Source organism: Aquimonas sp. (assembly GCF_044377145.1).
Taxonomy (GTDB): Bacteria; Pseudomonadota; Gammaproteobacteria; order Xanthomonadales; family Xanthomonadaceae; genus Aquimonas.
Genome location: NZ_JBILJQ010000056.1, coordinates 1 through 11,200 on the forward strand (window position 1 = coordinate 1; position 11,200 = coordinate 11,200).

11 protein-coding genes are annotated in these 11,200 nt (G+C 66.8%); 4 read left to right on the forward strand and 7 right to left on the reverse strand.

Features of this window, described 5'->3' with window-relative positions; genetic code table 11:
- Positions 1-501: 501 nt before the first annotated feature.
- Positions 502-1,314, reverse strand: a complete 813-nt coding sequence (locus ACIQ7H_RS15735; protein WP_395793178.1) for a hypothetical protein — start codon at positions 1,312-1,314, stop codon at positions 502-504.
- A gap of 356 nt (positions 1,315-1,670) precedes the next feature.
- Between ACIQ7H_RS15735 and ACIQ7H_RS15740 the strand changes: the two genes are divergently transcribed.
- Both ACIQ7H_RS15740 and ACIQ7H_RS15745 read left to right on the forward strand, forming a co-directional pair.
- A complete protein-coding gene (locus ACIQ7H_RS15740; protein ID WP_395793180.1) occupies positions 1,671-2,660 on the forward strand; it encodes an SPFH domain-containing protein in 990 nt (329 codons plus the stop codon).
- Position 2,661: 1 nt separating this feature from the next.
- Positions 2,662-3,102, forward strand: coding sequence for an NfeD family protein (locus tag ACIQ7H_RS15745; protein ID WP_395793182.1), 441 nt, complete (start codon positions 2,662-2,664; stop codon positions 3,100-3,102).
- A gap of 187 nt (positions 3,103-3,289) precedes the next feature.
- Here the strand turns inward: ACIQ7H_RS15745 and ACIQ7H_RS15750 are convergent, their stop codons facing one another.
- Together ACIQ7H_RS15750 and ACIQ7H_RS15755 are read right to left on the reverse strand one after the other, a co-directional pair.
- Positions 3,290-4,336, reverse strand: a complete 1,047-nt coding sequence (locus tag ACIQ7H_RS15750) for an energy transducer TonB (RefSeq protein WP_395793184.1) — start codon at positions 4,334-4,336, stop codon at positions 3,290-3,292.
- Between the two features lie 365 nt (positions 4,337-4,701).
- Entirely contained in the window at positions 4,702-4,839 is a 138-nt protein-coding gene (locus ACIQ7H_RS15755) for a hypothetical protein (protein ID WP_395793186.1), read from the reverse strand.
- Positions 4,840-5,014: 175 nt separating this feature from the next.
- Here ACIQ7H_RS15755 and ACIQ7H_RS15760 point away from each other — a divergent pair, with 175 nt between their 5' ends.
- Both ACIQ7H_RS15760 and ACIQ7H_RS15765 read left to right on the forward strand, forming a co-directional pair.
- Entirely contained in the window at positions 5,015-5,746 is a 732-nt protein-coding gene (locus ACIQ7H_RS15760; protein ID WP_395793188.1) for a murein L,D-transpeptidase catalytic domain family protein, read from the forward strand.
- A 231-nt stretch (positions 5,747-5,977) separates the two neighbouring features.
- On the forward strand, positions 5,978-7,678 hold the full coding sequence (locus tag ACIQ7H_RS15765; RefSeq protein ID WP_395793190.1) for a murein L,D-transpeptidase: 1,701 nt from the start codon (positions 5,978-5,980) through the stop codon (positions 7,676-7,678).
- 140 nt (positions 7,679-7,818) lie between these two features.
- Here the strand turns inward: ACIQ7H_RS15765 and ACIQ7H_RS15770 are convergent, their stop codons facing one another.
- The 4 genes from ACIQ7H_RS15770 to ACIQ7H_RS15785 all read right to left on the reverse strand — a co-directional run bounded on the left by ACIQ7H_RS15770 (position 7,819) and on the right by ACIQ7H_RS15785 (position 11,179).
- Positions 7,819-8,631, reverse strand: a complete 813-nt coding sequence (locus ACIQ7H_RS15770; RefSeq protein ID WP_395793192.1) for a lysostaphin resistance A-like protein — start codon at positions 8,629-8,631, stop codon at positions 7,819-7,821.
- 475 nt (positions 8,632-9,106) lie between these two features.
- A complete protein-coding gene (locus ACIQ7H_RS15775; RefSeq protein ID WP_395793194.1) occupies positions 9,107-10,102 on the reverse strand; it encodes a GlxA family transcriptional regulator in 996 nt (331 codons plus the stop codon).
- Positions 10,103-10,211: 109 nt separating this feature from the next.
- Positions 10,212-10,676, reverse strand: coding sequence for a hypothetical protein (locus ACIQ7H_RS15780; RefSeq protein WP_395793196.1), 465 nt, complete (start codon positions 10,674-10,676; stop codon positions 10,212-10,214).
- Positions 10,677-10,813: 137 nt separating this feature from the next.
- Positions 10,814-11,179: a hypothetical protein gene (locus tag ACIQ7H_RS15785; protein WP_395793198.1), complete on the reverse strand. Its 366-nt coding sequence runs from the start codon at positions 11,177-11,179 to the stop codon at positions 10,814-10,816.
- Positions 11,180-11,200 lie beyond the last annotated feature (21 nt).

Genomic DNA, 11,200 nt, shown 5'->3' on the forward strand with positions numbered 1-11,200 from the left:
CAGCTGAGCTGCTCAGCACACCCGGCGCGCTCAAGGCCAGATCCACACCCGTTGAGCTCGATCTGCCGGAGGTGGTTAGTTAGAAAAAACGTCGCCGAGTGTTGGGAAAGGGTTGACACGTTCCGCCAGCCCAACATCCTCACCGTTGAACGCCAATGGGGCCACCGCTGGCGTATGAATCGCGACCAGATTGCGGCGTGCGTCCAGCGGCTGCACTTGGTTTACTCGGCTTTCGGTCTCGGCGTTCTGCCTGAGTGGTTCGCAGCAACGGGAGTCATTCCCTTGGCGGACGTGCTCAGCGTCAGGCGCCGTCGGGTAAGGGAGTTGATGGCCGGCTCATCGTGTTCGGCGATGTGCGTTCGGCTCATGCTGCGAAGGGCCGTGCGTTGCCCGGCCCCTGCAAGCTTGCGCGGAGGTATGAGGCGCGAGCGTGTGCTTGTCGGCTGCAAGCCATAGCGCATGACTCATGCGCACTAGGCCCCTGCCGTGCGATCGCTCAGATCAGCGCCCCAGCAGCTTCCGGACGATTTTCAAGACTCCCCCGCCGGCCATCAGTGCGCGCACGCGTTCCTCATCTTCGATCGACTGTTCACCAAGGTCCTGGTCGATGCGGCGCTTGGTCTGTTCGCGCTGCACCTTGGCCGCCAGCGTGCGGCGTACGTCTTCGTCGACGTTCTCGCGGCCGAAGCCGGCGTCTTCGTGGGTCAGATAGCGGCCGAGTGAATCGAACAGCTCCGGCGTCAGCTGGGCGTGGCGGAAGCTGCGTATGGTGGTGGCGAAACCGTAGAAGTTGGTCAGGGTGATGCGCGCCACGCCGAGCGCCTGGCCGGCCTCGACGTGCAGGGTCAGCGGAACCCGGCCGCGGGCCAAGAAGCGTCCGGCCACGACTTCGCCGTTGGCGTTCTTCTTGCTTTCCTGCAGGCCCGAGAGCCGGTGCTTGGTGAAGGCCTGGGTCAGCGACTGGGTGCGCAGCACGCCTTCGGTTTCCAGCGTGGCGCATTCTTCGGTGGCCACCGTGGCCGCGCATTCAAGCGTGATCTCCACGCTGTCGGAACCCGGCGTCGCCTTCAGCGTGTAGGGCGCTTCGATATACGCCACCACATCGCCGTAGCCGGGCAGGTTGTAGACGACCCGCACGCGCTTCTTGAGTTCGTTCAGATGCGTGCTGAGCTGCTTCAGGAATTCGTACAGACGCTGTGCGGCCGGGCCCAGACGTTCGCTCCACAGGCCTTCTTTCGGCTCCTCGGGCATGACCGGATGTTCGCCCGTGCGGCGACGTTCGGCCTCCTGCTTGAGTTCGTCGAGAATGCCCATGCCTGTGAATCCCTTGCGGTTGCGGAAGGTCGCACCGGCGCCGATGCGCGCCGAAGCGGCAGGCGAGTGTAGCCAATGCCTGCCGCGGGGGCGAACCGCGGGCGCGTGCGGGCATGTGCCCGGCGCGGCCGTTGGCTCAGACCTTCAGCCGCACAGCGGCCAAGGCGGTGCGCTCGCGGCCCCGGCGGGCGCCGCCAGGAGCGCCAGGAGCTGACGGAGTCATTGGCCAAGAGGTTCTCTATGTGGATGTACAGCTCGGCACTGACGCTGATCCGGATCGCGTGTTGTTCCAGCGGTGTGGACACGCCCGAGGCGTCCACCCATAGTCGCCCCACTCAACCCACCGGAGCCACCTGATGGAGAACTCCATGAGCATCTTTATCGTCATCCTGATCGTGTTCGTCGTCATCACTTTGCTGAAGGGCGTGCGTTCGGTGCCGCAGGGCTACGAGTACACGGTCGAGCGTTTCGGCCGCTACACGCACACGCTGAGCCCGGGCCTCGGTTTCATCATTCCCTGGGTCGATGCGATTGGCCGCAAGCTCAATGTGATGGAGCAGGTGCTGGATGTGCCCAGCCAGGACGTGATCACCCGCGACAACGCGGTGGTGAAGGTCGATGCGGTGGTGTTCTACCAGGTGCTCGATTCCGCCAAGGCCGCGTATGAGGTCTCGCAGCTGGAGATCGCCGTGCTCAACCTGACAATGACCAACACCCGCACCGTGCTGGGCTCGATGGATCTCGACGAGTCGCTGTCCAAGCGCGACGAGATCAACGCCAAGCTGCTGATCGTGGTCGATGAAGCCACCCATCCATGGGGTATCAAGGTCAACCGGATCGAGATCAAGGACATCCAGCCGCCGCGCGATCTTGTCGATTCGATGGCCCGGCAGATGAAGGCCGAGCGCGACAAGCGCGCGAACATTCTGGAGGCAGAAGGCCATCGCGCGTCCGAGATCCTGCGCGCCGAAGGCGAAAAACAGGCCGCCATTCTGGAAGCCGAAGGCCGCCGTGAAGCCGCCTATCGGGATGCCGAAGCGCGCGAGCGCCTGGCCGAGGCGGAAGCCAAGGCGACCCTGATGGTCAGCCAGGCGATTGCAAAAGGTGATGTGCAGGCGGTGAACTATTTCGTCGCCCAGAAATACGTCGAGGCGTTGAAGGAATTCGCCCGCTCGCCCAATCAAAAAACCTTGCTGCTGCCGATGGAGACCACCGGCATCCTGGGCGCCTTGGCCGGCATCACCGAGCTGACCGCGGGCAACCGGGCCGATGCTGGCAAAGGCAGCAGCAACCCGCCCCCGCGGCCGAGCTCTCCGGGCGGCGTCGCCAACTTCAAGGTGGATTGAGATGGACAGCTGGATGCACTCGCCGTGGTTCTGGTGGGGGATGGCCTTGGCCCTGTTCGCGGCCGAGGCGCTGCTGCCCGGCGCCTTCCTGCTGTGGCTGGGTTTCGCGGCCACCGCCACCGCGCTGTTGGTACTGGTGTTGCCGATCAGCCTGCCGGCGCAGTGGTTTCTGTTCGGCGTGCTGGGCCTGGTGGCGATGGCGGTCGGCTGGAAGCTGCGCCAGCGCAACCCGCCGCAGCCGACCGACCACCCGCTGCTGAACCAGCGCGGCGCACAGCTGGTCGGCCAGATCTATGCCTTGGACAGCGCCATCGTCGACGGCCGCGGACGGCTGAAGATCGGCGATGCGTTCTGGCGTGCTGAAGGCGCGGACCTTCCAGTCGGCACCAAAGTGCGAGTGGTAAAGGTCGATTCCGGAGTCGTGCGGGTGGAAGCGGTCTAAGCCCTTGCGGCTTGAAGCCAACCTTGTGGGGCCTGTCTGTTCGGAGCGCGCCTGGACCGCACACGCGCTCGACATCGACCTTCTTGTTCGCGCTGATCTTTGGCGCCGTCTGCAGGCTGTTGCTGAACAGCCTGCAGACGATTCTGGTGCTTCACCGCCACGCACTCACGCCTGCATTGTGCCGGCGCTAGTCCATCTTGAACTCGAAGGTCCGGGTCGCTCGAATGTCCTGATTCGGTGCCTCGTAGCGCCAGTCTTCCATGGCGGTGAGCGCCACACGATCGAACACGCCCGGCGGCTCGCTGCGAAGCACGCGTAGATCCGTCACCCGCCCGCTGGTCGAGATGGTGAAGGCCAGTTCCACCATTCCTTCCTGCTTCCGCCTTGCTGCCAGCGTCGGGTAGAGCGGCGTGCTTTGGCGCAGCACTTTGGGCATCGTCACTTCAGCATCGGGAGATGCAGCCGCAGGTGCCGGCGCAGGCGCGGCCACGGCCGCTGCGGCGGGCTGGGTGATTGGCCCGGCAGCTGAAGCCGGCGATGGCGTGGCTATCGCAAGGGCTGCCGGCTCGTCTGGCGCAGACGAGCCGACTGAGTCTGCAGTGTCGGCTGCCGCCGCGGACGCCTGTTCAACTGGCGCTGCAGGCACCGCGGGTGGTGCGGCCGCCATTGTTGACGCAATTGTCGGGCTGGCGGGTGGGCTGCCGATGGCGGTCGTGTCAGCCGGGCGCGGCGTCGAGTCGAGGGCCTGCAGCCCGCGCTGCAGACGCGGTAGCGCGGGCGCTTCCGGCTGGGCGCTGGCGAGCAAGGGCAGCAGTCTGCTGACCTCGGCTCGATCACGCGCGGCCAAGCGCTGCTCCACGTGCAGCACGGCGTAGGGAAACAGATCCTGCAGCGCATCACGCGCCATCACATTGCTGGGCGAACTCTCCAGGACCTGCAGGAACAACTCGAATGCGTTGTCACCGGGCGGCGCGAACAGGCGCTGGGCCCGCAGGGCAGCTTCCGCGCGCTGCAGAACCTCGGGAGCGGGAGCATTGGACGAACCCGACTCCGCCGCGGTCGCCACGCGCCCATCTGGCGCTGTGGGCGGCGCTGAGGGCTCGGGCTCCGAGCTGCAGCCACCGATCAACACACAGGCGAGCAGCGCCTGCACCAGACGCCAGCGCAGCGCGTGACCACATGGATCAGCATGCCCCGGGCGAACGCGCACCGGAGCCAGAACGAAGTCACTCATGCCACCCCTCCGAAGACAAAAGTCGTCGGATCCTTCGACCGTCGATCTGGGCGCTCGGCACGGTGGCCGCTCGCGGTCGCTTGGTTCAAAGGACTCGCTTGGCGGCGAGCATATGACAGCGTCCATCAGAGGGTTTGCTGCACTGCAGAAACCCCCTTGGCGCATGGGGTTTGCGGTGCCGGCCTGCACGCTGCTGAAGACACTCATCTGTTTGGAGGACGAGATCCGGCGTGTGCTTCCGGGGCCGATCGATCAGCTCCGCCTCATCCAGCCTCGGCCATCGCCGTGCAGGGTCTGCCGCGGTGTTCCTTCAAAAGCGGCCACCGCGCGCTCAGCAGAGCCAGCGTTGCCTGCGAGTGCTGTGGTCACCGGTCCAGGAAGACGATGGTCGGCCCCCACTTCGCGATCAGCTGCGCCCGGAGCGGCGACAGTTCGGTGATGTTCAATACGCCGAGGGGGCGCTGGGCGAGCTCGTAGCCATGGTCGTCGGGGCCGTGCAGCACCGCACGGCCTCAGCGCCTGGGAATGCGCGGCAGCGAGGGTCGCTCATCGCGGATGCCGCAGACGAGCACTCGCCAGTCCGGGCTGTTGGCGTCCTGCCACGCTCGCGTCCACGTGTCGCGCCTGTGTCCACGGTCACGCGACGGTTTGCGGCCGGCGAAGTAAGCTCCGGCCCCTATGCGTGCTCCCATACAGACTCTGTGTCTCGCTCTGGCTTTGCTGTCGGGCCTGAGCGCTTGGCCCGGAGCCTGCGCCCATGCCGGCGAACTCGCCTCGCGCCTGCTGCAGCAGGCGCCGGGCCTCAAGCCCGAGGTGCTGGAGCTTGCCTTGTCCGCCCGGCTCTGCGCGCAACGATCGGGGCAGGCGCCGAAGGCGAGCCGGTTGGCAGTCATCGACTACTCACTGCCTTCGACCGAACCGCGGCTGTGGGTGTTTGATCTGCCGCGCAAACGTCTGCTGTATGCCGAGCATGTCGCCCATGGGCGGGGTAGCGGGGAAAACCTCGCCACGGAGTTCTCGAACATCGAGGGCAGCCATCAGACCAGCCTGGGCCTGTTCGTTACCGATCAGACCTACCACGGCGCCAACGGCTATTCGCTGCGCATGGATGGACTCGACCCGGGCTTCAATGACCTCGCCCGAGTGCGCGCGATCGTGATGCACGGCGCGCCGTATGTGGATCCGCTGTTCGCGCAGGAGCAGGGGCGGCTGGGCCGCAGCCTGGGCTGTCCGGCCGTGCGTTCGGACGTGGCGCGGCCGCTGATCAATCATCTGCGTGACGGCCAGCTGCTGTTCGCCTATTACCCGGACCCGCAGCTGTTGGCGCAAGCCAGCAGTTTGTCCTGCCTGCGACAGGCGCGTGCGGAGCATTCGGGGATGTCGGGTGTGGGCGGTCGCGCCTCGCCCTAGTGCTTTATTGGCGGGGCGGCCGCCTGCGGCGCGCGGGGCTGCAATCGCGTAGTACTTCGATGACCTCGCTCGGCTTTGGCGCCAGAGCGTCCAAGCAACCGCTTCGATGGAACGGCTCGCGTCGCAGTGGATCGTGACGCGCACAGCCGTGCGTCTGACCCCGCAGTGCATTGCATGCACAATGGGCGACTGGATCTCTGCGGGCTGCGCCTTTCTTTGATGAGCTCGTCGATGCTTTACCGTTCCACGCTGACGCTGTTGATCACGGGTTTCGCTACCTGCGCCTTCGGGCAGCTGCCGTCCACACGCGAGGGTGCAGCGCTTGCGGCCCTGCTGGGTGAGGCCGGGCAGGTTGTGCAGGTGCAGGGCACGCCGTTGCATGCGGCCGATGCGGTGCGCGGTTTCTACGCCGCGCGTGGCTATCGCCTTGCCTGGACCGAGCACGGCTGTGGGGCGAACTACAGTGAGTTGATGCGCGCCATCGAGGCCAGTGCCCTGCACGGCCTGCAGCCCGAGGACTACCACGCCGAGCGTCTGCTGGCGGCCGACACCTGCAGCTATACCGAAGAACTGCTCGCCAGCGATGCCTGGTTGAGCCTGGCATCGCATCTGCGCGGCGGTCGGCTGGATCCACTGCGGGTAGAGCCCGACTGGACTGTGCAGCGCCCAAGCCTGGACGCACCGGCAGCGCTCGAGCGCGCGCTGGCGGACGGTCAGGTGGCGCTGACGCTGGCCGCGCTGGCACCGCAGGACGCGTTCTATGGCGCCTTGCGCGCGGCGCTTGCGGCGGAGCGCGCGCAGCTGGACGCACCGCGCCCGCTGCCGGTCGATGCCGGCGAGAGCTTGAAGCCCCGCGAACGCAGTGCGCGCGTAGCCCAGTTGCGTGCGCTGCTGAGGGCGGAGGGGCATGCGGCCGAGCCCGAGGCACCGACGGTTTCCGTGGCCGTCGGCGGCGCGGATCAATCCGCCGCTGCGGACGTTCTGCCGGGCTCGGCAACGGCTGTTGTGACGATTGATGTGGCCGGTGCTGATCCGGAACAGTTCTTCGATGCCGGTCTTGAGGCCGCACTCAAGGCTTATCAGGAGCGTCTGAACCTCGAACCCGATGGCGTGGCCGGACGCATGACTCTGGCGCAGCTGGCGCGCGGACCTGCCGAGCGGGTGGAGCAACTGCGGGTCAACCTGGAGCGCTGGCGCTGGCTGCCGGCCGATCTTGGCGCGCGGCATCTGCGCGTCAACATCGCCGACTTCCGTCTGGAGGCCTGGAATTCGGGCCGGATCGAGCGGGTGCATCGGGTCGTGGTCGGCACCGGCTATCGTCAGACACCAGCGTTCTCGGCCGACCTGCGCTATGTGGTGCTGAACCCCTGGTGGGAGGTGCCGCGCAAGCTCGCGACCCAGGACAAACTGCCGCTGTTCCAGCGCGACCCCGAGGCGTTCGCGCGTGGCGGCTACGTACTGCTGGATCCGCAGGGAAACCCGGTGGATGCGAGCGCAATCGACTTCAGCCAGCTCACGCGCAATCGCTTTCCCTATCGCCTGCGCCAGCGGCCGGGGCCGGCCAACGCGCTGGGCGAGGTCAAGCTGATCCTGCCGAACAAACACGATGTGTATCTGCATGACACACCCACCCGCGGCCTGTTCGACCGCGTGCGGCGCAGCTTTTCCTCAGGCTGCATCCGCGTCGACGATGTGCTTGCGTTGACCGAGTGGGTGCTGGCGGGCGAGCCCGGTTTCGACCGAGCGCGCATCGACGCCGTGATTGCCGGCGGCAGCGAAACCCGGGTCAATCTTGCCGTGCCGCTGCCTGTACACCTGCTCTATCTGACCGTGGTCGACGATGGTGCCGGCGGCGTGCGCTTCATCAATGACCTCTACAGCCGCGACGCACGCGTGCTTGATGCGTTGGGGCGACGGGTCGAGCGGAACTGAATTGCAAGGTTGCGCGAGAATCGCCCGCCTGCTGCTGCGGCCGTCGCGGAACTTGCGGTGACGCCTTGACTACGGCGGTCGAGATTCCTCAGCCGCTGAGGGATTGCCGAAGGCCTGCGCGCCGCCGTGATCTGCTGCAGTCATGCCACTTTGTTTCGACCCTGCACGATCAGGGCGCGGTGCGCTACCAGGATGGGAAAGAAGGTCACCACAGTGCAGGCCAAGGTGTTCTCTGGCCCGCCCGATCCACCGTTCAGCCAGCTGGGGCCGACCGGCGTCAGTTGCACCAGCAGCGGGGCGATTTTCAGATCGATTCCGGTCAGCGGAAGGTCGAACCCGGTGCCGATCAGCCAGTTCCAGCCGGCATGAAAGCCGGCCGCCGCCCACACGTTCCGGTAGACCAACACCAGATAGCAGGCGAACACCGAGAACAGGAACGAATTGACATGGGCGAACAGATTCTTGTCCGGTGAGAAGTGCAGCAGGGTGAACAATGCCGAGGAGATGAGCACGGCCAGAAGCAGGTTGAACTTGCGGGTCAGCACCGACAGCAGCCAGCCGCGAAACAGCAGTTCTTCCGCGCCCGATTGCACGATGAATCCGGCCAGCAACAGGGTGATGGCGGCGAGATCGGTGACGGAGCCGAACGCGGGAAACCAGGCGCCCGATCGGAAGCCGCCCGTGGTGGCGATCAGCAGTACCACGGCGCCCGAAACCGCCGCGCCCAGCACGAGTTGCTTGAACAGCGTAGCCATTTTGCGTTCGCCGCCAAGCCCGATCGAGGCCAATGCGCGCCGTTCCACCAGCTTGAGCCATCCGATGACAATCAACAGCAGCAGGCCGAAGGACGCGAACAGGAAGAACGCGAACGCCCAGACGTTGGTAAACGTTTCGTCCTCGCCCACCAGACCGTGATGGCGCATCAACAGATCGATCGGCAGGATCGCCAACACCACGAACACCATTGCCAGTAAGGGTGCCAGGGCGCCCCAGGGCAACCAGCCGCGGGCGGGGTCATCGGTATACAGGTGCTTGTCCATCCACATCGTATTCATTCCTTGAATTGCCATCGCTCCAGGACCCGCAGCTTCCGCAAAGCCTTCGGCATCACGCCGCGCCTGTGGCTGCAGGCGGCGTGTGGTTGAGAGTCTGGCGTTCGCTGCTCGGAGTGCACACAACGGATGTGCGGTGCTTTACCCCCCGCAACTCGTGAGCCGGCTTCGATACCTGCTGCGCGTCGACTGAGTGTGTTCGCCGCATACGCGCAGCGCATCCGTCCTCGACGAGGCCAATGGCGCGCGCCAGATCGACAACGATGGCCGGCCTGCATGTTCAGCCAGCACGGGCCCGGCCGCGGGCGTGACGCGGAATCCATTCGGGTTCAAAACTGAAAAGCCATCCTGGTGCTGTGACTCGTAGGCCGGCGGGTCAATGTCGCCGCAGCCGATAGCGTTCGCGGTAGTCGCCCGGCGTCATCGAGGTGGCGCGTTTGAACAGCCGGCGGAAGCTTGAGGTATCGCGATAGCCGCAGCGTTCGACGACTTCATCGAGGCTGAGCAGTGAGGTTTCGAGCAGGGCCTTGGCGCGCTCGACCCGCAGGTGCTGCAGATGGGCCAGCGGGGTCTGCCCGTAGTGCTGGCGGAAATGGCGCAGCAGGCTGCGCTCGCTGGTGCCGAGCCGGGTTGCCAACTCGGCGATGCCCCAGTCGGCCTGTACTGCTTCCTGCAGCACCCGTTCGGCGCGTTCGCCCAGGCTGCTGCGCGGGCGCTCGATCAAGGCCTCGCAGACATAGGGCGCCTGGCTCATGCGGTCGGGATCGTGCAGGCGCAGGCGGGCGGTCATCTGCGCCAGTGGTGCCCCCGCATGCTTGGCGATCAGCCGCAGCAGCAGGTCGGAGATGGCGCTGCCGCCGCCCGCGGTGATCAGGTTGCCGTCTTCGACCAGCAGGTCGTCGGCCTGCAGCTGGATCTGCGGATAGCGCAGCCGGAACGCCGCTCCCAACCACCAGCTGATGGTGACCCGGCGGCCGTCGAGGATGCCGGCCTCGGCCATCAGGAATGTTCCGCAGCAGGCGGATGCGAGTGCGATGCCGGTCGCATGCGCGCGCGCGATCAGCTCGATCTCCGGCCGATAGGCCTTGGCGCTGCCGAACAGCTGGCTGGGGCTGGAGTGGATCAGGCCCGGCACCAGCAGCAGGTCGAGATCAGCCTCGGCGTCGCCCTCCGGTGTGGCCAGCTGGGTGCCGTCGGCGGTGCGCACGCCGCTGCGTCCGGGCGCGGCCACCAACACGCTTTCGAAGCGCACCAGGCCGGGCATCTGGATGTCCGCTATACGCTGGGCGATCAGCAGGGTATCGACCACCGCGCCCAAGCTGGACAGCAGCATGCCGTCGATGGCCAGCACGCCGATGCGCAGCCGCCGCACCGGTGTGACCTCGGCCTGTGGTCGACGCCGAGCCGGGCGCGCAAGCGGCGCTGTGGGCGTTCCGATTGCCGGCAGCTCGACTGAAGCCGGTGCGCGCGCCTGGCGGCGCTCAGTTCTGGACGAGGATGGCACTGGCGTGGCTCTCAAGCGCCTGCAGCAGGGCAGGCGGCAGGCGCAGGGTGTGCGGAGTGGCGGCATCGGTGCAAGCGCCGATCGGCACCTCGCCGCTGTGGCCAGCAGGCAGCTCGGTGGCCGAGGGTGCCAGCAGGATCGGCGCGCCGCTGTGGTCGCGCGTCAGCAGCCACAGCCCGGTCGGCAGGGTCGACTCGGCGCCGCAGTCGCTGACCGAGATCTGCAGCGCCGCGCCGTTCGGGTCGAGCAGATCCCAGCGTTGCGCCTGCAGATGCAGTACCGCGCTGTAGCTGCCGGGCAGCACCTGCAGCGGCGCGTACGCCGGGGCTGGTAGTGCCGCGGCGGGCAGTGCGACTGCGAGCAGCAGGGCGGCCATCGGCAGGTTCGGCAGCCGCCGCGCGCCGCGGGTCGTGGCAAAGGTCATCGGTGTGAGGCTGTGCATGGTGTTCTCCCAGGGGCGGAAGGCCCGGAACACAGGCTGCGCCCGCCGACCACCGGGCGGGAGTGGCGGATACGACGCGGTACAGGCGATTTCCGCCAGCACCGCACTGCCTGCCTGTGGCCGGCGGGCGCCTCGGCTCAGTGCCCAAGCACCCAGCCCACCGACAGCACGTAGCGGCTGCCGCCCTCGACGCGGGTGACGCTGTGCTCGCAGGCATCGGGGCGGAACAGCTTGATCCGCGCGCTGGCGAAAATCGGCGCACTGCAGATGAACTCACCGCCGATCGGCGAGCGCTTCAGCACGATGTTCAGCCGGTAGTGACGGCCGCGGCTGACCGGATCGGTATGCGGCGGAATCTCCGCACCGGGCGGATAGCGGATCAGGTAGCTGTCGAAGCGCAGTGGCCAGGCCGCGGTCAGCAGCAGCATCTTGTCGTAGCCGCTGTCCTGGCGGCCGCGGCGCCAGCGCAGCGCGTTGCGGAAGTAGTCGTGGAGGCTGCTCATAGGCGTCCTGCTTGTTGTGCT

What these genes read in the sequence shown, in the direction of transcription:
- ACIQ7H_RS15735 (WP_395793178.1), bottom strand. Translation starts at nt 1,314, where the DNA reads ATGGGCATTCTCGACGAACTCAAGCAGGAGGCCGAACGTCGCCGCACG.
- ACIQ7H_RS15740 (WP_395793180.1), top strand. Translation starts at nt 1,671, where the DNA reads ATGGAGAACTCCATGAGCATCTTTATCGTCATCCTGATCGTGTTCGTC.
- ACIQ7H_RS15745 (WP_395793182.1), top strand. Translation starts at nt 2,662, where the DNA reads ATGGACAGCTGGATGCACTCGCCGTGGTTCTGGTGGGGGATGGCCTTG.
- ACIQ7H_RS15750 (WP_395793184.1), bottom strand. Translation starts at nt 4,336, where the DNA reads ATGAGTGACTTCGTTCTGGCTCCGGTGCGCGTTCGCCCGGGGCATGCT.
- ACIQ7H_RS15760 (WP_395793188.1), top strand. Translation starts at nt 5,015, where the DNA reads ATGCGTGCTCCCATACAGACTCTGTGTCTCGCTCTGGCTTTGCTGTCG.
- ACIQ7H_RS15765 (WP_395793190.1), top strand. Translation starts at nt 5,978, where the DNA reads ATGCTTTACCGTTCCACGCTGACGCTGTTGATCACGGGTTTCGCTACC.
- ACIQ7H_RS15780 (WP_395793196.1), bottom strand. Translation starts at nt 10,676, where the DNA reads ATGCACAGCCTCACACCGATGACCTTTGCCACGACCCGCGGCGCGCGG.
- ACIQ7H_RS15785 (WP_395793198.1), bottom strand. Translation starts at nt 11,179, where the DNA reads ATGAGCAGCCTCCACGACTACTTCCGCAACGCGCTGCGCTGGCGCCGC.